At 34.9% G+C, this 23636-nt stretch carries 21 protein-coding genes; 12 read left to right on the top strand and 9 right to left on the bottom strand.

Features of this window, described 5'->3' with window-relative positions:
• The first annotated feature begins 124 nt into the window (after positions 1-124).
• The 8 genes from AC3WRL_RS13850 to AC3WRL_RS13815 all read left to right on the top strand — a co-directional run bounded on the left by AC3WRL_RS13850 (position 125) and on the right by AC3WRL_RS13815 (position 8328).
• Positions 125-502, top strand: coding sequence for a hypothetical protein (locus AC3WRL_RS13850; RefSeq protein ID WP_214831629.1), 378 nt, complete (start codon positions 125-127; stop codon positions 500-502).
• On the top strand, positions 499-1311 hold the full coding sequence (locus AC3WRL_RS13845; protein ID WP_261512684.1) for a hypothetical protein: 813 nt from the start codon (positions 499-501) through the stop codon (positions 1309-1311). Before AC3WRL_RS13850 ends, AC3WRL_RS13845 begins: the two co-directional genes overlap by 4 nt.
• Entirely contained in the window at positions 1304-1753 is a 450-nt protein-coding gene (locus AC3WRL_RS13840) for an SRPBCC family protein (protein ID WP_492330543.1), read from the top strand. Before AC3WRL_RS13845 ends, AC3WRL_RS13840 begins: the two co-directional genes overlap by 8 nt.
• Positions 1750-2454, top strand: coding sequence for a YqjF family protein (locus tag AC3WRL_RS13835; protein ID WP_261512682.1), 705 nt, complete (start codon positions 1750-1752; stop codon positions 2452-2454). Before AC3WRL_RS13840 ends, AC3WRL_RS13835 begins: the two co-directional genes overlap by 4 nt.
• An 82-nt stretch (positions 2455-2536) precedes the next feature.
• A complete protein-coding gene (locus tag AC3WRL_RS13830; RefSeq protein ID WP_315941769.1) occupies positions 2537-3430 on the top strand; it encodes a TIGR01777 family oxidoreductase in 894 nt (297 codons plus the stop codon).
• 425 nt (positions 3431-3855) lie between these two features.
• On the top strand, positions 3856-5298 hold the full coding sequence (locus tag AC3WRL_RS13825; protein ID WP_492330542.1) for an alpha-L-fucosidase: 1443 nt from the start codon (positions 3856-3858) through the stop codon (positions 5296-5298).
• Positions 5298-7961, top strand: a complete 2664-nt coding sequence (locus AC3WRL_RS13820; protein ID WP_492330541.1) for a beta-glucosidase — start codon at positions 5298-5300, stop codon at positions 7959-7961. The genes AC3WRL_RS13825 and AC3WRL_RS13820 overlap by 1 nt, the downstream gene beginning before the upstream one ends.
• A gap of 106 nt (positions 7962-8067) precedes the next feature.
• Positions 8068-8328: a hypothetical protein gene (locus AC3WRL_RS13815; protein WP_214831623.1), complete on the top strand. Its 261-nt coding sequence runs from the start codon at positions 8068-8070 to the stop codon at positions 8326-8328.
• Positions 8329-8422: 94 nt separating this feature from the next.
• Here AC3WRL_RS13815 and AC3WRL_RS13810 read toward each other — a convergent pair whose 3' ends face one another.
• Positions 8423-9307 (bottom strand): hypothetical protein, encoded by an 885-nt coding sequence (locus AC3WRL_RS13810; RefSeq protein WP_492330540.1) that lies wholly within the window; start codon positions 9305-9307, stop codon positions 8423-8425.
• A gap of 242 nt (positions 9308-9549) precedes the next feature.
• Here AC3WRL_RS13810 and lpdA point away from each other — a divergent pair, with 242 nt between their 5' ends.
• The 4 genes from lpdA (at position 9550) to AC3WRL_RS13790 (ending at position 14501) form a co-directional block, all read left to right on the top strand.
• On the top strand, positions 9550-10938 hold the full coding sequence (lpdA, locus tag AC3WRL_RS13805) for a dihydrolipoyl dehydrogenase (RefSeq protein ID WP_214831621.1): 1389 nt from the start codon (positions 9550-9552) through the stop codon (positions 10936-10938).
• Between the two features lie 75 nt (positions 10939-11013).
• Positions 11014-11607 carry a hypothetical protein gene (locus AC3WRL_RS13800; protein WP_492330539.1) on the top strand — a complete coding sequence of 198 codons (594 nt, stop codon included), beginning with the start codon at positions 11014-11016 and terminating at the stop codon, positions 11605-11607.
• Between the two features lie 83 nt (positions 11608-11690).
• Positions 11691-13634 (top strand): S9 family peptidase, encoded by a 1944-nt coding sequence (locus AC3WRL_RS13795; RefSeq protein ID WP_261512678.1) that lies wholly within the window; start codon positions 11691-11693, stop codon positions 13632-13634.
• 66 nt (positions 13635-13700) lie between these two features.
• Positions 13701-14501 (top strand): patatin-like phospholipase family protein, encoded by an 801-nt coding sequence (locus tag AC3WRL_RS13790; RefSeq protein WP_214831618.1) that lies wholly within the window; start codon positions 13701-13703, stop codon positions 14499-14501.
• 36 nt (positions 14502-14537) lie between these two features.
• On the opposite strand, the gene AC3WRL_RS13785 is transcribed toward AC3WRL_RS13790, so the two are convergent.
• The 8 genes from AC3WRL_RS13785 to AC3WRL_RS13750 all read right to left on the bottom strand — a co-directional run bounded on the left by AC3WRL_RS13785 (position 14538) and on the right by AC3WRL_RS13750 (position 23632).
• A complete protein-coding gene (locus AC3WRL_RS13785) occupies positions 14538-14978 on the bottom strand; it encodes a hypothetical protein (RefSeq protein ID WP_261512677.1) in 441 nt (146 codons plus the stop codon).
• Between the two features lie 53 nt (positions 14979-15031).
• A complete protein-coding gene (locus AC3WRL_RS13780) occupies positions 15032-15742 on the bottom strand; it encodes an ABC transporter ATP-binding protein (protein WP_261512676.1) in 711 nt (236 codons plus the stop codon).
• Between the two features lie 83 nt (positions 15743-15825).
• Complete coding sequence (locus AC3WRL_RS13775) at positions 15826-16380, bottom strand: hypothetical protein (protein ID WP_214831615.1); 555 nt, start codon at positions 16378-16380, stop codon at positions 15826-15828.
• Positions 16381-16842: 462 nt separating this feature from the next.
• Positions 16843-17379, bottom strand: coding sequence for a hypothetical protein (locus AC3WRL_RS13770; protein WP_492330538.1), 537 nt, complete (start codon positions 17377-17379; stop codon positions 16843-16845).
• 2 nt (positions 17380-17381) lie between these two features.
• Complete coding sequence (locus AC3WRL_RS13765) at positions 17382-18641, bottom strand: condensation domain-containing protein (RefSeq protein WP_492330537.1); 1260 nt, start codon at positions 18639-18641, stop codon at positions 17382-17384.
• Positions 18638-19909, bottom strand: a complete 1272-nt coding sequence (locus AC3WRL_RS13760) for a condensation domain-containing protein (protein ID WP_492330536.1) — start codon at positions 19907-19909, stop codon at positions 18638-18640. The genes AC3WRL_RS13765 and AC3WRL_RS13760 overlap by 4 nt, the downstream gene beginning before the upstream one ends.
• 44 nt (positions 19910-19953) lie before the next feature.
• Positions 19954-21222 carry a condensation domain-containing protein gene (locus AC3WRL_RS13755; protein WP_492330535.1) on the bottom strand — a complete coding sequence of 423 codons (1269 nt, stop codon included), beginning with the start codon at positions 21220-21222 and terminating at the stop codon, positions 19954-19956.
• Between the two features lie 4 nt (positions 21223-21226).
• A complete protein-coding gene (locus AC3WRL_RS13750) occupies positions 21227-23632 on the bottom strand; it encodes a glycosyltransferase (RefSeq protein WP_492330534.1) in 2406 nt (801 codons plus the stop codon).
• Positions 23633-23636 lie beyond the last annotated feature (4 nt).

The raw sequence follows: 23636 nt of genomic DNA, 5'->3' as shown, positions 1-23636 counted from the left end.
TTATTTCAAATTAACTTTCAAAAATTATTGAAAATATAATAATTATGAAAAATTTAATCATTCATTTATTTCTGATCTTTTATTTCGGAAGAAGAAAAAGAATAACTTTTAAAAACTGATTGACATGGAAAAATGGATAACCTATGACTACTATATTCAATTATCTTGTTTAATAATGGGAATCACAGCGGCTTTTATAGGTGTATTTTTAGGAGTAGGATTTATTTTATTCTATTTCATAGTGGGAATCCCACAGTTAATAAGCTTTTTCATAAAAGCTCTTCAGCAAAAGAAAAAATCAATAGTCTATATTGTTTACGGAATAGGCATAATTCCTGTTTGGCTCTCTGTTGCTGTAGTAGGATTAAATCCAAATGATAATGATGTTACAAATTTTTTTGGATTCATTCTGATAGCTGCTCTTATATACAGTCCGGTGTTAGCATTTTTATACACTTATGAGACTTACAAAATATACCAATCTTTAAAACATACAAAATGAAAACGCTAAAAAACCACACCCTCATCTACGACAATGAATGTCCTATGTGCAATATCTATTCAAAAGGGTTTACAAAATGTGGAATGCTTGATGAAAATGGAAGAGAAGCATTTAGTGAAATGACTTTTAAAAACAAATCAATTGTAGATTTTAACCGTGCAAAAAATGAAATCGCTTTAGTTGATCACAATAAGAATGAAGTTGTTTATGGTTTGGACAGTTTACTTTTAATCATTGGAAATTCATTTCCGGTATTGGAGAAAATAGCGAGAATAAAATCTTTGTATTGGTTTTTTAAAAAATTATATTCTTTTGTTTCTTACAATAGAAAGCAGATTATTCCATCAAAAAAAGACTATTCAGATCAATCTTGTATTCCGGATTTTAATTTAAAATACAGGTTGACATACATGGTTTTTGTTGTATTTTTCTCAGCATATATTTTGAGTCTGTACACAGGTAAGTTTAATTTGAATTTAGGTCATAATTTTCTTAGGGAATTTATAGTTTGTTTAGGACAAATTGCATGGCAAACCCTATTTTTAAAAAAGTATTTGAAAGATAAGATCTGGGATTACCTGGGGAATATGATGACCGTGTCATTGATTGGAACGCTACTTTTAATACCTGTTTTATTTACCAATTTCAATTCTGTTTTCTATATTATTTATTTTGGAATGATCGTTTCTATCATGCTTTTTGAGCATGTAAGAAGATGCAAAATTTTAAGATTAAATTTTCTTCCAACAATAAGCTGGATTATCTACAGAACAATAGTTTTAATTACTTTAATTTACTGGTATGTGTAGAATTTGTTTAGAAACGATTATTAAAGCTGATATTGATGTAGTTTTTGATCTGGCGAGAGATATTGATTTACACCAGAAGTCAACATTCAAAACTAAGGAAAAAGCTATTGCAGGACGTACAAGTGGATTAATAGAATTGAATGAAACGGTAACCTGGAGAGCAAAACATTTAGGATTCTATCAAACGCATACCTCAAAGATAAGCAGCATGGAAAAACCTTATGAGTTTACAGATATTATGTTGAAAGGAACCTTTAAATCTTTAAAACACCAGCATTTGTTTAAACAAGAAGGTAAAAATACAATAATGACAGATATTTTCGAGTTTGAATCTCCATTTAACATTGTCGGAAAATTGTTTAATACATTTTTCCTTAAAAATTATCTTAAAGGCTTTTTGCTGGAAAGAAATGCAACCATTAAAAAAGCAGCTGAATCATGAACTTTCTAAAAGCCGAATGGCGCAAATTAGCCATCATCAATTATGAAGTAAGTCCGGAAATTCTGGAAAAATACCTTCCACAAGGTACCGAACTCGATTTTTATAATGGAAAATGTTATGTAAGTGTAGTGGGCTTTATGTTTTTAAATACAAAATTACTGGGAATGTCAATCCCTTTTTACCGGGATTTTGAAGAAGTAAATCTTCGTTTTTATGTAAAGAAAAAAGAAAAGAACACCTGGAAAAGAGGAGTTGTTTTCATTAAAGAGATTGTTCCGAAATGGGCATTAAGTTTTATAGCCAATTCTTTTTACAAAGAGAATTACAAAACAATGCCGATGAAAAACTTGATTCATCAAGAAGATAGTGAACTGAAAGTTCAATATTCATGGAAAGATAAAGGCTGGCATTCTATCGAGGTGATAGCAGATAGTGAAGCATTACCAATGGAAAGTAACTCAGAGTTTGAATTCATTACCGAACATTATTATGGCTTTACCAAAAGAGATAGTAAAACATCTGAATATGAGGTTTGCCATCCAAAATGGGAGTATTATCCTGTAAAAAGCTATCAACTGGACATTGAGTTTCGTAGTATCTATGGAAAGGATTTTGAGTTTTTAAATGATCAGGAACCCATATCCGTAATGCTTGCCGAAGGCTCTGAAATTGAAGTCAAAGTAAAAAAATATATCATTTAATTAGGTTTAAGTTTCCTAAGAAAGTATTTTACTTAAACCTTAAACCTTAAACCTTAAACCTTAAACCTTAAACCCAATAATCATGAAAATAATTATAGCTGCTGGAACCGGCTTTCTTGGAAGAAACCTAGAAAGATATTTTATAGAAAAAGGAAATCAGGTTTATATTTTAACCAGAAATCCGAAACGCAAAAACGAAGTATATTGGGATGCCCAAACATTAGATAAATGGAAAGATTTCCTTGAAGATTCTGATGTTTTAATCAATCTTACAGGGAAATCCGTTGACTGCAGGTATACTGATGAAAATAAAAAAGAAATTTATACGTCAAGAATTGAAAGTACAAAAGTGCTTCAGCAAGCCATTGATAACTGTATTAACAAGCCTAAAGTTTGGCTCAATGCAAGTTCAGCTACCATTTATGTGCATTCAGAAAAGCATTTGAATACAGAAGAAAATGGAATTATTGGCGATGATTTTTCAATGAATATCTGTAAAAGCTGGGAAAAAGAATTTTTCAAAGTTGGACATGATGAGGTAAGAAAAGTGGCTTTACGAACTTCTATTGTATTAGGGAAAAATGGAGGTGCTTTTCCAAAACTTCGTCAGATCACGAAATTGGGCTTAGGAGGTAAACAGGGAAATGGAAATCAAAATGTCAGTTGGATTCATGTAGATGATTTCTGTCGTGCAGTAGAATGGATCATTGAAAATGAAAATATTTCAGGTCCAATTAATGTAACAGCACCGAATCCTCTATCCAATGAAGAATTGATGAAGAAGTTAAGAGCTCGATTAAGAATGCCTTTTGGAATGAATGCTCCGATCTGGCAATTAGAAATTGCATCTATATTTTTGAGAACAGAAACAGAACTTTTACTAAAAAGCAGAAATGTATATCCAGAAATATTGGTGAAAAATAATTTCCGGTTTTCTTTTCCGGATATTGATGTTACATTACAAAATTTAATTTAAACCACAAAAGACACAAAAGTTTTTAGACACTTTAGTTATTTTAGGTTTGATACATACCGTATAAGAAGATCACATAAGTTCTTGAAAAATCAAAGATTTTTATATTTTCCCCAGAAGCTTCTTAAGCGAAGCTATTCTTTGCTAACTTAAATTAAACAGCATCATTATAAAACTTTGCATTAAAGCAGCTGAAGAATAGTTAAACGCAAAGGCGCTAAGTTTTTTTAAGTATTGAGTTTTTAAAGCTCAAGGTTTTTATCTCCGATAAAAATGAAAAGATCTGTGAAGTCTGTGGGAACTAAAAACGATCACAGATCTGTAGATAAATCTGAATGATCTGTTGTTAAGTAATCAGCAATTTGAGTAAAAAACTATTTTTTGCGAATTCATAACAGGATTATTACTTTAGCGAAAAGTATTTCTCTATGCTCATCCAACAAAAAACTAAAACCTTTTTTCTTGCATCATTTTTTCTTTCTGCAACCTTTTTTTCACAGGCACATAATGTTTCAAAAGGTTATGAAAAGCCTACTGATCCTTTAGTTGTGAAAAACCTGGAAGACTGGCAGGATTTAAAATTCGGACTTTTTATGCATTGGGGAACCTACAGCCAATGGGGAGTGGTTGAAAGCTGGAGTTTATGTCCTGAAGATGAATCATGGACTCAACGTAAGTCCGAGCATGGGAAAACATACAATGAATACGTAAAGAATTATGAAAACCTGCAGACTACTTTTAATCCGACTCAATTTAATCCCCAAAAATGGGCTGATGCTACGAAAAAGGCGGGAATGAAATATGTTGTTTTTACAACGAAGCATCACGATGGTTTTGCCATGTTTGATACCAGGGAATCAGATTATAAAATTACTTCTCCAAAGACACCTTTTTCTAGGAATCCCAAAGCAGATATTGCAAAAGAGATTTTTAATACGTTTCGAAAAGATGGTTTTAAGATTGGTGCCTATTTCTCAAAACCCGACTGGCACTCTAATGATTATTGGTGGTCTTATTTTCCACCTAAAGACAGAAATGTAAACTACGATCCGAAAAAATATCCTGAAAGATGGGAGAACTTTAAGACATTCACATTTAATCAGCTTAATGAACTCACTTCAAACTATGGGAAAATAGATATTATTTGGCTGGATGGAGGCTGGGTTCGACCTTTTAATACGATTGATCCTCATGTAGAATGGCAGAGAACCATTAAGGTAGAACAGGATATTGATATGGATAAGATTGGGAATATGGCCCGGAAAAATCAGCCGGGAATTATCATCGTAGATAGAACTGTTCCTGGAAGATGGGAAAACTATATTACTCCAGAGCAGGCAGTTCCTGAGCAACCACTGTCAATTCCGTGGGAAAGCTGCATCACAATGGGAGATTCCTTTTCGTATGTTCCTAACGATCATTATAAATCGTCTCAAAAGATTATTGAAACTTTAATTAAAATTATTTCAAGAGGTGGAAACTATCTGATGAATATTGCTCCAGGTCCAAATGGTGATTATGATGCAGTTGTGTATGAAAGACTAAAGGAAATTTCCGGATGGATGGAGAAAAATCAGTCTGCGGTGTTTGCAACAAGAAGTGTCGCGCCTTATCATGAAGGAGATTTTTATTACACTAAAAGTAAAGACGGAAAAATGCTGAATATTTTCCATATTCAGGAAAAATCCGATTATTCCTCACCTTCAGATTTGAACTTTACAATTCCTGAAAACTTTAAACCGAAATCAATAAAGATTTTAGGAATTTCATCTAAAATTAAATGGAAACAACAGGGGAATAGAATTGATGTTCAAGTTCCTGATGAAAGAAAACAGTTGAAGTATGCAACAGTAATTCAAATAATTCAGTAATGAAGTCGTATCGTAATCAGTTGATTGGAGTGGCCTTGTTTCTGAATATGACTGTCGTTTCTGCACAAAAACCTTTATATAAAGATTCTAAACAACCAGTTGAGCTAAGAGTACTGGATTTATTAAAAAGAATGACTCCTGAAGAGAAGTTCTGGCAATGTTTCATGATTCCCGGAGATCTTGATGGTATTCCAAAAAAACAATATCAGCACGGAATCTTTGGACTACAGGTGAGTGCTGGAAATCAAGGTGATGGAGTAGCCGGGCAAATGCTAAAATATAATGCAAACGAAGATGGAGAGAGGCTGGCAAAGAAAATCAATAGGATCCAGAAATATTTTATTGAAGAATCAAGATTGGGAATTCCCATTATTCCTTTTGATGAAGCCCTGCATGGTTTAATGCGTGAAGGCGCAACAGCTTTTCCACAGGCAATTGCCCTCTCTGCATCATTTAACCCTTCATTAATGAAAGATGTTTCAACAGCTATTGCTAAAGAATCAAAATTACGGGGAATCCGTCAGATTTTAACCCCGGTAGTCAATATTGCCAGTGACGTGCGATGGGGAAGAACGGAAGAAACCTATGGTGAAGATCCTTTTTTAATTTCTGTGATGGGAGTGAATTTTGTCAGTTCATTCGAAAATCTTGGAATCATTACCACACCAAAACATTTCCTCGCCAACGTAGGTGAAGGTGGGAGAGATTCTTATCCGATTCATTGGAGTAAGCGGTATTTGGAAGAAACTCACTTAATTCCTTTTCATAAAGTATTTATAGAAGGAAAAAGCAGATCTGTAATGACCTCTTATAATTTACTTGATGGAAGACCATCCACAGCCAACCATTGGTTACTAACTGAAAAATTGAAAAAAGACTGGAATTTCAAAGGCTTCGTGATTAGTGATGCAAGTGCTGTAGGTGGAGCGAATGTCTTGCATTTTACAGCAAAAGATTATGATGATGCTTCTGCGCAGGCAATTAATTCCGGTTTAGATGTTATTTTTCAAACAGATTACAAACACTATAAACTGTTTATTCCACCATTTTTAGACGGCAGGATTTCAGGAGAAAGAATTGATGACGCCGTTTCAAGGGTTTTAAGAGCGAAGTTTGAATTGGGATTATTTGACAATCCATATGTGTCAGATAAGGATATTGAAGATTTGAAGAAAATTGACCATTCAAAGTTAGCGGAAAGAGCGGCAATTGAATCGTTTGTTCTCCTTCAAAACAGAGAAAATACCCTTCCTGTATCTGAGCATATGAAAAAGATCCTTATTGTTGGAGCGGATGCTGCTGATGCAAGATTAGGTGGATATTCCGGGCCAGGAAAAAGCAAAGTGAGTATATTGGAAGGAATCAAAAAATTTTGTAAAAATAAAAATGTTGATATTGTTTATTCAAAAGGGATTGACTGGAATTTAAAAAAATTAAAGACAGTTCCTGGTGAATTTTTGTTGTTTGACAATAAGCAAGGATTAAAAGGGAGCTATTTTTCAAATAGTGATCTGAAAGGAAAACCTGCTTTTGAAAGACAGGATGAACAATTGAGTTTTAAATGGACCTTATATTCGCCGGATCAGGAAAAGCTACAGCCGGATAATTACAGTGTGCAGTGGATCGGGAAATTAAAAGCTCCGGAGTCAGGGAAGTACCAATTGGGCTTGCAGGGAAATGATGGATTCAGATTGTTTTTGGATGGAAAAATGATTGTTGATCGTTGGGAAAAACTTAGCTATTCAACTCAAACTGCTGAGGTTAATTTTACTAAAAATAAAGAGTATGATTTAAAGATAGAATTTAGGGAAAACAGAGGCGAAGCTCATATAGAGCTGATATGGAACTATGGAATACCTGATGGCCAAAAGGATTTTGATGAAGCTTTAAAGCTTGCTGAAGAGGTAGATCATATTATTATTACAGCCGGAATTCATGAAGGTGAATTTCAAGACCGTTCTTCTTTAAGTCTTCCCGGAAATCAAGAAGAGTTTATTCATAGAGTTTCAAAATTAAATAAACCTACGACAGTAGTTTTAATAGGTGGTTCCGCTATAAAAACAACCAGTTGGAAAGATGAGGTAGGAGCGATTTTAGATGTTTGGTATCCAGGAGAGCAAGGTGGAAATGCAATTGCAAAAGTGCTCTTCGGAATAGAAAGCCCATCTGGAAAATTACCCATTACTTTTCCTGTTGAAGAAGGTCAGCTTCCGTTAAGTTATAATCACCATCCAACCGGAAGAGGAAATGATTACTATGACCTAAGTGGTGAACCTTTATATCCTTTTGGATTTGGATTAAGCTATACAACTTTTGAAATTTCGGATTTAAAATTGGATAAAATAAAGTACACTGAAAATGAAACCGTGATTGCTAAAGTTAATGTTAAAAATACGGGATCAACAAATGGAAGTGAGGTGGTTCAACTCTACGTAAAAGATGTATTAGCCTCAGTCTCTAGACCAGTGATCGAGTTGAAGGGTTTTCAGAAAGTATATCTAAAACCGGGAGAATCAAAGCAGGTGACCATAGAACTTCCTATTAAAGAGTTGAAATTTTTAGATGAAAAAATGAATTGGACTGTGGAACGGGGAACATACCGAATTATGGTCGGAAATTCTTCCAAAAACCTGCCTTTAAAGCAGAATATTGAAGTTCAATAAATTGCTGCAAAAATGCTGGTACGATATATGTAAGATTGACTGTAAACCTGAATGAATTTAATTAATCGTAATCATTTTGTTAAAGCCATTCATAAAAGTAAATATCATGAATAAGTTATTTATATCAACACTATTATTAGTAGGCCTATCGATGAATGTTTCAGCACAAAGACATCCAACACCTCCGCCGCATCCTTCGAAAAGTGAACTGGTTAATATGAAATCACGTGAGCTGGATAAACGATACAATCGAGAAAAGAAACTTATTTTGAATCATCCACTAGCGACCAAAAAGATGAAACGAGACCAATTAAAGGCTTTAAATTGGAAATATCGAAACGAAAAAAAATTACTGAAAAAAATGTAATCATTTAGATTACTTGAAAATATTAATAGCATTGAAATGTAAAAAGAGCAGGTATTTCCTGCTCTTTTTATAGATAGTTATATTGTGGTAATTTTTAGAATACTCTTCTTGCTAACAATAAATTAAGCATAAAAGTCCCCGTCCAGTTACTATTATTTGAACCATTGGCACCGGTAAAATCAATACGGGCAACAGATACTGTAATTCTGGTTCTTCCGGCAGTCCCGTTATTCGCAAGACTTACAAACGATGCAGTGAATACGTCTGGAAAACTGGAATTATTACCAGCCGTTAAGATAGGAAACATATTGGTAATATTGAAAGGAGTTCCCTGATATTCATAAACAAGGGTCATTCTGCTGGTGTTAGCAAAATTCGCCGTATGGGCATAAGCAAAAGAAGTTTTGCTGATTACCCACCATCTGTCTGTACCTGAACCTGTATCGAATGTTGCATTCGTATGGTTGGTCCAGTCAGCAACAGGGGCAGTACCTGCACCATGAGGAGGAATAGATAAAGAGGTACCATAAACTTCAACGTTTCCTGGCTTTGGTAAAGCAGAAAAAGATAAATCCCATGTTCCACCCGTCGTATTAATATTATTAACAATTTCAGCATAAGCTCCTGGTGGAACTGTAAAAGTTGGAACTGGTGTGTTATCTGCTCTTAGTGTATTTCCACTGGAGGCTTGAATAGTAATATTAAATGAAGATACATTTTTTATCTTGTAAATTCTTCCGGTATAGCTTGTAGTACCTGTTCCTATTACAGGAAGTGTAAACGTAGTAAGAGCTGTTCCATTGTAAGTCAGATAATGATCCGTAGATGTTATAGCATAAGTAGCTGCTGTAATCTCCTTGTAATCCGCTTCTAAAGAGCCATTGACTGTTAATGTACTGTTGGGATTTGTTGTACCAATACCGACTTGTGCATTTGCGAATACGCTGCATAATAAAATAACCAAATAATAATTTTTCATTGTTTTTTTTTATAAAAATAAAAAAAATATACTAGTTGTTGAAAAAAATGATGATTATTTTTTATTAATAAGGGGATGTGGAGGAAATGTTATCTAAAAACACCCTTCTTTTTTAGCTGATTATGTATTATTTATGCGGTAATAAGTATATAAATAGTCTATATCTTCTACAAAATATGAAGTTTCATAAATACGTTACATCCAATATTTTTTCCTTAAATTCGCATAAAAATTTTAAGCTAATGAATTACGATATTATTGTCATCGGAAGTGGTCCTGGTGGATATGTTACAGCGATTAGAGCGGCACAATTGGGTTTCAAAACTGCAATTATCGAAAAAGAAAACTTAGGAGGAATTTGTCTTAACTGGGGATGTATACCAACTAAAGCTTTATTGAAATCTGCTCAGGTTTTTCATTATATCAATCATGCAGAAGATTATGGTTTGAACAAAGTGGAAGCAAGTTTTGAGTTTCCAAATGTAATTCAAAGAAGCCGTGGTGTTGCTAACAAAATGAGCAAAGGAATTGAGTTCCTGATGAAAAAGAATAAAATTGATGTTATTCTTGGTACGGCTAAAGTTTTAAAAGATAAAAAAGTTTCTGTTACAGATAAAGATGGTAAAGTAACTGAATATGCTGGAAACAATATCATTATTGCAACAGGTGCACGTTCAAGAGAATTACCAAACTTACCTCAGGATGGTAAAAAAGTAATCGGATACAGACAGGCATTGGCACTTCCTGAGCAGCCAAAATCTATGATCGTTGTGGGTTCTGGAGCTATTGGAGTAGAATTTGCTGACTTCTATAATACAATGGGAACAAAAGTAACTGTTGTTGAATTTATGCCAAATATCGTTCCGGTTGAAGATGAAGAAATTTCTAAACACTTAGAAAAATCTCTGAAAAAATCAGGAATTGAAATTATGACGAATGCTTCTGTAGAAAGTGTAGATACTAGCGGAGAAGGTGTTAAAGCAAACGTAAAAACAGCTAATGGAAACATTACTCTTGAAGCGGATATTTTACTTTCAGCGGTAGGTATTGCTGCTAACATTGAAAATATCGGTTTAGAAGAAGTAGGAATCCAGACTGATAAAGGGAGAGTTTTAGTAAACGAATGGTACGAAACATCTGTTCCTGGATATTACGCAATTGGAGATCTTATCCCAACTCAGGCTTTAGCTCACGTTGCTTCAGCTGAAGGAATCACTTGTGTTGAGAAGATCAAAGGAATGCACGTAGAGAAAATTGACTACGGTAATATCCCTGGATGTACCTATTGCCACCCTGAAGTTGCTTCTGTAGGTCTTACGGAAAAGCAGGCTAAAGAAAAAGGATATGAGATCAAAGTTGGTAAATTCCCTCTTTCTGCAAGTGGTAAAGCAACCGCAAACGGAAATACTGATGGATTTATCAAAGTTATTTTTGATGCTAAATATGGAGAATGGTTAGGATGTCATATGATCGGTGAAGGAGTAACAGATATGGTTGCTGAAGCTGTTGTCGCTAGAAAACTAGAGACTACAGGTCATGAGATCATCAAATCTATCCACCCACACCCAACAGTTTCTGAAGCTATCATGGAAGCTGCTGCTGCTGCTTATGGTGAAGTAATTCACATTTAATTTATAAAATAGAATATTACCAGATAATATAATAAAGCTCAGATTTTGTCTGGGCTTTTTTTTAATTTTTTAATTATGAAAAATACATTAATTTTATTTTTTTCTTTGTTTTCGCTGATTATATTTTCTCAGGAGAAGGAAAATAAAGGTTTTTTCCCGGTGGAATATATTTTAAAAAACTCTAATGATACGATCAAAGCTACCATCAGAAATGTAGGTAGATTCACAAATAAGAAATATTATTTTGCTACGATTTTATTTAAAATGAAAATGAAAGATGATAAAGGAAATGAGACCTGGGTAGAGCCGACTGATGTAAAGTACATTAAAATTACGGATGAAAATAATGTAAAACATGAGTATTTCGAATCCGCAGAAAGGTTGCCGAAAGAAAAAGGTTTAATTGAAATTATGTATGAAGGTAGAAATATAAATTGGTATAAAGATTATCGTAATCCGGCACTTCGTGTTCAGCTTGAAATCAAAGGATATATTATTGATAAGGATAAGAATGTATTGTATTCAGGATTTTTTAATGATTTTAAAGGGGCATTTAGAAAAATGCTTAAGGCTTATCCGGATTTGGAAGAAAAATTGAAAGGAGCGAAAACTGAGGCAGATTATGTTGAGCTTTTTCGATTGTATGATTCTAAAATTGATAAATCTTAATTCTAATTTAAGAAAGTATATAGCCACAGATTTTATCTGTGGTTTTTTGTTGAAAATTATTTAATTTCAGTAAAAAATTAAATATGAAGAATAAATATATCATGATTGCTCTTTCTATGGCTGGGATGGTTCTTTCAGCACAAGAAAAAAATGAGCTGGTAAGCCCTAATGAAAACCTTATTGCAGAAAATATTTTACCTATTCCAAAAGCTTTAGCCCAGGCAATTAAAAAATATTCTGAAACCAGAAATGCTGGATTAGCCGATGTTCATCCAAATGGCAAAGAATTGATCGCAACAACCCGTTTTGCATCAACTAATCAGCTTCATAAAATTTCCAGCCCCATGGGAGATAGGAAACAGATTACTTTTTTTGATGAACCAGTGAATATTGCAAGTTATGAACCGGTAAAAGGAGAATATCTGATCTACATAAGGGATGCCGGAGGGAATGAATTTGGACAGCTGTATAAGCTGGATCTAAAAACATACGAATCTAAATTACTTACCGATGGCGGAAGAAGCCAGAACAGTGGTATTAATTGGAAAAAAGATGGATCAGGATTCTTTTTTACATCAACAAAGAGAAATGGTGGGGATAGAGATATTTATTATATGGATCCTTTGCATCCGGAAAATACACAACTAATCCTAGAGGTAAAAGGTGGTGGCTGGGGAATTAATGATGTTTCAGATGATGGAAAAAAAATACTCCTTGATGAACATATTTCAGCTAATGATTCTTATCTGTACATCTATGATCTGGAAACTAAAAATCTTGAATCTATTACAGATAGAAAAGAAAAAGGAGTGGTACAGACCGGAGCTTCTTTTGGAAAAACTCCAGATGAAATATGGTATACAACAGACAGAGACAATGAATTTAATAGATTGGCTTTTTTAAATTTAAAAACAAAAAAGATCAACTATTTAACGAGTTCAATTCCTTGGAATGTTGAAAGTTATGAAGTATCAAAAGATAAATCTAAATTGATTTTTGTAACCAATGAAAATGGAATTAATAAAATGTATCTTTTGGATACAAATACCAACCAGTATACTCCAATCAATAAGATTCCTATGGGTCTGATCGGAGGAACAAAATTCACAGGTGATAGTAAGTCACTTTATTTTTCACAGTCAGCAGCCAATAGCGGAACAGATATTTATAAACTCGATCTGGCTTCACGAAATATTGAAAGGTGGACAGAAAGTGAGCAGGGAGAGATGCAGCCTGCAGATATGTCCGTTCCAAAATTAATAGAATGGAAGAGTTTTGATCATACCCGGATTACTGGATTTTATTATCCTGCTTCATCAAAGTTTACAGGTAAAAGGCCTGTTATTATTTCCATACACGGTGGTCCTGAAAGCCAATCTATGGCGTCATCATTAGGTTCAGGTAATTATTTCACCAATGAAATGGGTATCGCAATGATCCTTCCAAATGTAAGAGGTTCTTCAGGATATGGAAAAACATTTATAGCTGCTGATAACTGGGATTTAAGAATGAACTCTGTTAAAGATATTGGTGCCTTATTAGACTGGATTGCAAAACAACCCGAACTGGATAAAGACAGGATAATGATTATGGGAGGCAGTTATGGTGGATTTATGACATTGGCTACTGCTTATGAATATGCAGATAAAATCCGATGTTCTGTAGATGTTGTAGGGATTTCCGATTTTAATACTTTCTTGAAAAATACAGAAGAATATAGAAGGGATCTACGGAGAGTAGAGTATGGGGACGAAAGAATTCCCAAAATGGCTGAATTCTTTACAAAAATTGCCCCTCTGAACAATATTGACAAAATCAAAAAGCCGATGTTTATTATTCAGGGTACCAATGATCCGAGAGTCCCCGTTTCAGAGGCCAAACAGATGAGAGATAAACTGAAAGCTCAGGGGAAAACAGTGTGGTATCTGGAAGCTAAAAACGAAGGTCACGGCTTTCGGAAAAAGGAAAATATAGATTTCCAACGTCTTGCGACCATAAGATTTATGCAGGAGTTTTTATTAAAATAATTTTAAAATTGGCATATTTATAAAAAATAATCTGTTTTTCTCGCCCTGTTTTCTTAATTTTATTCTATGAATCTTGAGAAAGTAGGGCTTGTTTTATCAGGAGGTGGTACCAAGGGTATTGCACATGCCGGAGTTTTAAAATTCTTAATTGAAAAGAATATTGATATTGATGTACTGTCTTGTTGCAGTGCCGGTTCTATTGTAGGATGTTTATATGCTGTAGGTAAAACACCGGAAGAAATTCTGGAATTCTTCAACTCAGTTTATTTCTTCAACTGGAAGCATTTTGCCTTCAATCAACCTGGATTAGTTTCTTCTATTATTTTTACAAATTATCTGAAACCGATCTTTCATGATATGAAATTAGGAGATTTGGATAAAGAAGTAAAAATCGTTGCCACAGAATTGGTATCGGGGACAGAGAAGATATTTGATGACAACTTTATGGTGACAGACGCTATCATTGCTTCATGTTCAATTCCAGGGATTACAACCCCTTATATCATTGGTGAAGAAATGTTCTGTGATGGGGGGGTGTTAAATAATTTTCCGGCAGATATCATCAGAGAGGAGTGTGATAAATTAATTGGAGTTTTTGTATCTCCGCCTCATGAGATCGATATTAAAGATTTAAAATCGATCAAAGCCATTGTTTCCCGTTCTTATGATCTTCTTTCTTATAGAATTGAAAAAGGAAAATTTGGTTACTGTGACTGGTTTATTTCATCACAGGAACTCTCTAGCTATGGAACTTTTGAAAGAAAAAAAGATCGCTTAGAAGAGATCTTTAATATAGGCTATAATGCAGCAAAAGATAGTTTTGCAGATAGTAATTTCTATACACAGCTTAAACAGCTGGGAGCATAAAATAAAACTCTCACCTTGATAGTGAGAGTTTTTATTTTATTTTTTAACGACTTGTCCATCTTGTTCTACCACAGTATTACCGTTTTCATCACTTACAACAAGTGTGTAAGGTGCTTTTTTCGCTGAATCGGTAAGATAATTTCTCCAAATCTGGTAATGATACCCTTTATTTGTAAAGTCATAGTAATAGTTTCCTCCGGAACCATCTGGAACTAATTCACCATCGCTGATGATCATATTCGGTTTCGAGGTTATTTTTGAATTGGCACCCCAAGCCTGATAAAGGTATTTTCCATTCGGCTGTAAATCAATTCGTACTTTAAACTTCTTAGTTTTAATAATAACTGTTTTAGGAACCTGCTGAAAATAGGCTGAACTGCTTTTGGATTGTATAATCGGATTTTCGCTAAGGCTATTAGCATTAACGGTAGAAAATAGGGCTATAAAAAACGTGCCCATTAAAATTTTTTTGATCATGGCAAATAGGTTTTAAAATTAGATTACCTGAACCTAATCAAATATAAAGCCATTTAAGATAGCGGTAAAGTCGATGTATAGCTGGCAAAAGCCTCTTCCAGACTGGCAAATTTCCCCTTAAATTCATCGATCGGGCAATCCTGAAGAATGTTTCCTTTATGGATAAGAATGACACGTGAACATAAGGCTTCAACTTCCTGCATAATGTGCGTAGAGAGAAGAACAGTCTTTTCTTTGCCAATTTCTTTTACTACATTTCTGATTTCGATGATCTGATTAGGATCCAGACCATTGGTAGGTTCATCTAAAATTAGCAGATCTGGCTGATGGATAATAGCTTGTGCTAAACCGACTCTCTGTTTATACCCCTTTGAAAGCTGACTTATTTTTTTAGACTTTTCAGGTGTAATTCCTACAAGCTCTATCACTTCATTAACCCGGCTTTCAGATATTTTATGAATATTAGCGACAAACTGCAGGTATTCTTTCACATACATTTCCAGATAAAGAGGATTGTTTTCAGGAAGAAATCCAATGTTTTTCTTGCTTTCTATTTCGTGTTCTGAAATGTTTTTATCATTAAAAATTATCTGCCCTTCATCAATCTTTAGTGCCCCTACAATAGATTTCATTAAAGTTGATTTTCCTGCACCGTTTGGTCCCAGAAGACCTATGATCTCATTTTTATCAATGGTGATATTAATATCGTTAAGAGCAGTTTGCTCACCAAATTTTTTGGTTAAATTGATTATTTGAAGCGACATATGATGTAATGATCTTTTTGCAAAAATAAAAATAAAAAAACTCATTCCTGTGAATGAGTTCAGTTATATTGTAAAAATAATAATTATTTTCTGGATTTTTTATTTTTATTGCCTGAATTATTAGTTGAGGCTGAATTTTCCTGTTTGTTGATATGGGTATTATTCATGCCAGCTGATTTATCATACAGAGCTGATTTTCCACTTGTTTTTCCAAAGATCTTATCTACCTGCTTTTTATTTAAAAATTGAGATTTTCCAACATACTTTCTGTTCTTATTGATATACTGGATAAACTGAACAGTAGGCTGGCCATAATTTTTTTCATAATGAAGCTCTATAATATCGTTAGGAAGTTCTAAAGTAATATTGCTCTCAGGAAGAGATATGAACCCATCTGTAATCAGCTTATAAAGATCTGTTACATCTCCATTCATATTTTGGAAAGAGAAAGACCTGAAGGTATTGAGATTACTGGTGTTAAGATCCTGATAATTAACCGTAAATTTATCTTCCTTTTTATATAAGCCAACAGAATTATCTTTACCTATTTCCACTAAACTTTCATTTTTCAACACTTTAATTTGTGCGAAGCTTGAAATACCGAACAGACAAGTAAATAGTAAAATTATTTTCCTCATTGGATTGATTTTTAACATTTTATAATATGGTGTCCTCACAATTCAGGGATGAAATAATCTGGAAAACTTCGTCCCTAAAGCAAAAGTAACACTTTTTTTTGATATTTATTTTTGAAATACAGGCTATATGATGTACAACATTCAACTCTGTAGCAACAGAGTTCATGCCAAATTACTTAGATCGCTTTATATTAAAAAAGGTGAAAACTTAGTATGGTTTTGAAAAAGAGGCGGTTGATACAAAGGAATAGCCTCAGAGAGACCTGTCCCAAGGGATTGATAAAATAAATTTTTCATATTTTCTGATGTGTTAGAAAGACAAATTTATAATATTAAATTTAATTTAATTAAAAAGTTCGGAAAATATTTCCCTGTAAGGTGCTAACAATTATTAGCCTCTAAAAATTATATTCTGACGAAATCAGTAATTACTTAATAATATAAAAAAAGCCGCAAAATGACTCAGTGAATAGACTCATTGGTTGAGATCGGTTTATAAAAGTATTTTCTTAAGTGTCTAACCGGCAGATAAACAGACAATACAGACAGTAAACCAGCGAGTACACCAACAAGAATGGCCATTGCAGTAGCATCTAATTTATAATACTCTGATAAGTTATATTGTGCTAAAAACAACATGAATAGCACCAATAAACCACTAACAACACCGTGTAAAATGCTCAATTTGGTCATTAATCTTTTTGTATTGAGATTATCATCGATCATAAACTCAATAGATCCTTCTTCGGCAGCAACAGTCACTCTTTTGATAATATCAATGGTGAGAATGACGGGTAAAAATATGGCCATTGGCAAAGTAAGCCTCGCCAGATTTTGTGTTCCTGCAAAGAAATGAGTATAACCCAGCTCCCTGAAGCTTGCATAAGCAACAATAAAATTAAAAATCATATTGGGAAGGACATAATAAAGGGTTCGCTTTATTAAAAAGCGTTTAAGGGTAGTTTTCTTTTTTATTTCTTTAGATGGATCAGGTTTCATGATTAATTCTGCAAAGATACAGTTAGTAATTCAAGAGCTTTATCTTTAATTTCGGTGGCTTTCTGCTGGGAAAGAAAATCTTCATTCGACATCATGGTAAAGTCCATTTGTTGGTTGTAGGTAGTTGTAACCAGGGTATTCGAATTCAACCAGGGAAAAGCAACTGTGGGACTTATAATTGTTTCCAGCCTAAAATTCCGGTATTTATCCGGGATATCAATTTTACCCATATTGGACAAGGTAATATCATGTCCGCCATTGCTTGATTTTAGCACTTTGATCATACGCTCAACGATAGGATGCATCTGTTCACCCATCCATAAAAGTTCCCGCGCCTCTATTTTCTGTATTTTCTCAAGGAGCTCTTTTTTAATTTGTGCGGCGTGATCAAACAAGCCGTGATTGCCTTTTTTTAAAGAAAGCTCTACTGTCGGGGCAAAAGCAAATACATGATCCTGCTTAATTTCCGGAATAAAATGACGGACATCCACAGGGCTGATCACTTTTCGTTTAGCCTGAGATCCCTGTATTTCCTGAAATGCCTGCATGAATGAAGCACATAATAGAGAGTGTACAGAAACACCATGAGATTTACAGGTATTGGTAATCTGCGTGGTTATTTCTGGATTCAATTTCCAATGGATGACATAGTTTTTCCCAAGATTTCTTTTTTTACTTTTCCGCTGCATCAGAAAAAAGAGTCTGGCCATCAGCAAAAAGAACCTTGCTTTGCGCACCTTTTTTTTTGTATTAAACCCGGCAGGAAGAAAATCATTGACGGAGCTAAATGCCTGATAAGAATCCAATTCCAGAGAGGGATTATCCAACAGACAGAGAAGTTCCCGCATCAGGGTTACAAGTGATGTTCCATCGCAAATACAGTGAGGTAATACCCAAAGAATTTCAGAGACAGCCTCCCCTCTAACCCATACCAGCTGAGCCAGTGGTTTCTTATGATCTTCAAACATGCGGAACCACTCTTTTTCGGATTCCAGCAACCAATCTTCATCAGTTTGCCGCTGCACTGTACGAATAGGAATGGCGGTCATCTCTTTCTCTTCTATAAAAAAAGGATACTGTTCACTATCGATATCAATCCTGGATCTAAGTAAAGAATGCTTCCGCTGAATTTTTTCTAAAGCTGTTATAAAGTCTGCTTCTCGAAGTACTCCATTTATTTTTGCGGTAAATACACAGTTTAAAGGTGTCTTGGAATCAACATACATGATTCTTTCTACCATCATTAATTTTCGTTTGATCATGATACTGCTATATATTCCATTTGTTGTTTAATGGATTCTATGATTTCCTCACGAATCGCTAATGCCTCCGAATATTTTAAATATCCCTCACTTCCAATGAAAGTAAAATCCATTTCTCCATTGAATGTTGAAACTACAAATCCTGTGGTTTGACCCAAAGGACCAAGAGCGGAAGGGCTGAAAACGGTATCCAGAGTAAATTTCCTATAATCATTAGGAACCTGAATAAGCCCCAGATTGGAGAGCATACAGTCATTGGTTGACTTACCATTCCTTAATATTTTTGTGAAATCATCCAAAGCATAGTGCCAGGACTCTATCACCATCATCTTATTGTAAGGATCAAGTTTGGCAGTCTTACGTTTTACGGTCTTTTGCATCTGACGTACGTTATCTATAAAATCCATTTTCTCATTGATAGAAACTTCAACCATCAACCCAAAAGCAAAAATATGGTCATGTTTAATTTGAGGTGTAAGACGTCTTATATCTACAGGACAACAAATTTTATTTAATGCCGTTTTTCCTCTTATTTTTTTAAATGCCCTAAGGACTATTGCACATAAAAAAGTATTAACTGTAAAACCATTCGATTTGCAGTAAGAGATCAGTTGTTGTGTGAATTCACGATCAGATTTCCAATGGATCATATAGTCCTTTTGCCTTTCAATTGGTTTTTTGCCCAAAGGAGCGTATTTGATTATAGTAGATGCCACCCGGCCTATAAATTTTACTTTCAGCTTTTGTCTGCGACTGTTTAAAATAGCTGCCGGAACGATATCCTGAATTCCAAGGATAGGTTTCTCAATACCAATATCAGCAGATGGATTATCTAATACCTGTAAAAATTCATACAAAAGGGTCATTGCCGAACCACCATCACATAAACAATGGTGAAACGAGAAAAACATATCTGAAAGTTCTTCTCCTTTAATCCATACAAATCTTATCAGAGGTAATTTTTTATGATCAAAAGGCATATACCATTCTTTCATAGATTCTTCCTGCCAATCGTCTTCTCCTGTTCGGGGAACTTCCCTTATAGGAATGGGTACAACCTTTTCAGGGACTTCAAACCAGGGAATATTTTCTTCATCGTGGATGACGTGTGCTCTAAGCCATGGATGTTTATTTTGAAGCTGAACCAAAGCCTGTTGGATCTCTTCCAATGTGAAAGTACCTTTTAGTCTGAACGGAATGATGCCATTAAAAGCCTCGGTTCCATCTCCTAGTATCATACGCTCACCAAATAATAATTTTCTTCTCATGGTTATATTGAAATTAATGTTGATTCTTCTTATTAAATTAATTATTATACGGCTACATATTCCAGCTGTGCTTCAATCGATTTTATCATTTCATCGCGAATGGCTATAGCCTCCGAATAGGGTAAATACCCCTCACTTCCCATAAAACAGAAGTCCATTTTCCCTCTGAATGTTGAAGTCACCATGGTAGTAGTATTACCCAAAGGACCAATTACTGAAGGACTAAAAATAGTGTCTACTGCAAATTTCTTATAATCATGAGGGATCTGGATACGTCCAAGGTTCGAGAACATACAATCATTGGATGATTTGCCTTTCTTTAATAGTTTTGTGAAATTTTCTAAAGCATCATGTCCGGATTCCATTACCATCATAGTAAGATATGGATTGAGCTTCGAAGTTTCACGCTCTACAGCTTCCTGCATCAATGGTAAATTATCTGAAAAACTCATTTTCTCATTGGATGAAATGGTAATCATCAGTCCGAAAGCGAAAATATGATCTTCTTTTATCTGTGTTGCAAAACGCCTGATATCTACAGGACATGAAACTTTATTAAAGGCTACTGTTCCTCTTACTTGTTTAAATGTCTGAAGTAAGGTGGCACTTAAAAAAGTATTAACAGTAATCTCTATTGATTTGCAGTAAGCGATCAATTGTTTACTGGTCGTCTGATCAAATTTCCAATGGATAAGATAATCGTTTTGCCGGTCAATAGCTTTTTTTCTCATAGGAAAACATTTGATAGCTGTTGCTGCCAGTCGGCCTATAAATTTTGCTTTCAGCTTCTGTCTGCGATTCGTTAAAATTGCAGATGGAACAACATCTTCAATTCCTAATATGGGATTTTCAATACCAATATCGGTAGTGGGATCGTTCAATACCTTTAGAAATTCATATAAAAATGTCATCGCGGAACCTCCATCAGATAAACAGTGATGAAACACAAAAAGCATATCTGATACTCCTTCTCCTTTAATCCATACAAAGCGGATTAAGGGAAGTTTTTTATAATCAAAGACCATATTCCATTCCTTCTTGGATTCTTCCTGCCAATCATCTTCTCCTTCACGGATCACTAGCCTTATAGGAATAGGTATGGTGAGTTTAGGCACTTCAAACCAAGGCACATTTTTTTCATCGTGAGTGATGAGTGCTCTTAACCATGGGTGTTTGGCCTGAATCAGATTCAGGGCATGCTGGATTTCTTCTTCTTTGAAGTCACCCCTCAGTCTGAAAGGAATAACCGCATTGAAAGGTTCTGTTCCATCGCCTAACAACATGCGCTCACCAAATAACAATCTTCTTTTCATAGGATTAAACAGAAACTAATACGGATTGTTCTTCTTGTACAAAATTTTCTAACAATTCTACAGCTTTATCATTGCCGCCTGCAGTAAGAAAGGTAGCCTGAACCTCTTTGGCTGCATTTCGGTATGTTGGATCCTCAAGCAATTCAAACACTGTTTCACGAAGCGATTCAATACGCAATCGTTTGTATCGGATACTCTTTCCACAACCTGCCTGCTCAATTAATTTTGCAATATGAAAATGATCATAAGCAATTGGTGTAATCAACATTGGAAGTCCATTACGGAATGTGTCATTAACGGTATTAAAACCTCCATGACAAATAACCATATCCATGTGTGGCATTAACGCTGATTGTGGTACAAAACTATTTACAATAAAATTAGATGGCCATTCTTCAAAAATATCAGGTGGAGTAGCTGCTACAATAGTAACCGGCTGATCTGCAAATGCAGCGATGATCTTTTCGAAAAAAGCTTTTCTGATGTCCACCAACAGAGTACCTAAAGACACAAATATTTTAGGTGTGGTAGATGCATTTAAACGATCCCAATCAAAAGGAGCATCATTTGGTCGCCCTTTTACCGGACCTACAAACTTCATATGAGAAGGTACGGTTTCAAAACCTGCAAAAGCCTGTGAGGTAAACACGAGGTTCAATTTATGAGAATGGATAAAAATACCATCATCATCAATTCCCACTTCTTTTTGAAGATCTTTGATCAGATTTTGTTGCCATTCAAATATTTTAGGTGCACTTTTTTCTGTATCTCCCATTACATCCGGAGGAACAGGAGTGGTCGTTACACAAGGAATATTATGTTTATGAGCAAACAATGCTCCACCAAAAGAAATACAGTCATTAACGATGACATCAGGTTTCCAGCTTTCCGTAAGGCGGCTTAATCCCGGCATCATCATTTTGGCAAATGGAACATAGGTTTCTTCTAATGCGAGTTTCATTACTTCAGGTCCGGAACAGGCAGGTCCATCATCCTGTCTTTTCAGGATACGTTTGATTTCATCCTGATATGGAATAAGATCTTCTTCAGGATAGAAATAAGATCCTCCTTCCGGAATATGTTCATTGGAAAGCGGGGTAATTCCAAACCATTTCACTTCATGTCCTCTTTCAATCAAGCTTACACCGACACTTAATGTAGGACTGATATGTCCAAAGAACGGTGGAATAACAAATAAGAATTTAGAGCGGGGTTTTATTTGTTCCGAAGAAGAAATAATAGCCTTTTCAAGTAAATTGGCTGCAGTTGCTGAACCTCCGGCATCAATGAAAGACTGACGGATAATTTCGGCCGCCTCACGATACTCAGGGTTGTTTAAGATCTGCTGTACAGCTTCCTTTAAATGATTTGATTTAAATCTATTAAAATTAAGACGTTCACCAGCCCCTGTACGTACGACACGTCCAGCTACATGGGATTGATCATATGCAATTGGAATAACCACTAAAGGCAGGCCATTTGAAAGTGCTTCAGAAACCGTATTATGTCCTCCATGACAAACGACTCCATCCAGATGGGGTAATAGATCCAATTGAGGAACCTGTTGATAGACCATAAAATTTTCCGGCCAGCTATCAAAAAGCTGTGGATCTGAAACCACTACAACGGTTAAGTCTTCATTCTGAAATGCATCAACTACCTTTTGGAAAAAAGCTTTCTTATGATCATGATCGAATGTGGTACCAATGCTTACTAAAATCTTCTTCTGAGTGCTGCTATTTAATCTGTCCCAGTCAAATTCACACGAAATACGGCGTTCTGTAAGAACTGGGCCCGTAAACTGATAATTGGATGGTAACTCCATTTCACCAAAGAAATACCTGGACGTTAAAACCATGGTTAAAAGATCTGAAGAAGCCAATGAACGGTTTTCTGTTATTCCCAGTTCCTTTTGCAGTTCGATGATCTGATTCACTTCCCATTCGTGTACCTTAGGCAATTCGTCCATAATTTTAATGGCAGCGGGAGCAGTAACAGATGTGCTGTAAGGAAGACCTAGCTTTTTCGCAGCAATAGATGCGACGAATAGCTGATGATCCCCAATAACCAGATCCGGTTGATATGATTTTAGCAAAGTAACAATACCATTATAGCAATGTCTGTTTAAAGGAATGAGTACATCTTCATAAAGAAATTTGATGCTGTCGATGCCGTACACTACTTTTTTTGAAATTATATCGAGATATTGTTCACTTTCTTTTTTTGATTCATCTGTCTGATCGTATTCAATAACTAATAATTCTCCTCCAACAGGAAGTTTGGTGCTTAAATTTTTATCAAGACTGATCCAAGCCACCTGATGCCCTCTTTCCAATAGAGTCGCTCCAATACTTAGAGTTGGATTGACATGGCCTGTCAATGGAGGGACAACAAATACAAATTTAGCCATAGTT

This window comes from Chryseobacterium sp. FW101-FHT12H09 (assembly GCF_058790395.1).
The sequence above is the reverse complement of the archived record's forward strand: the minus strand, read 5'-3'. Positions and strand labels throughout refer to the sequence as shown.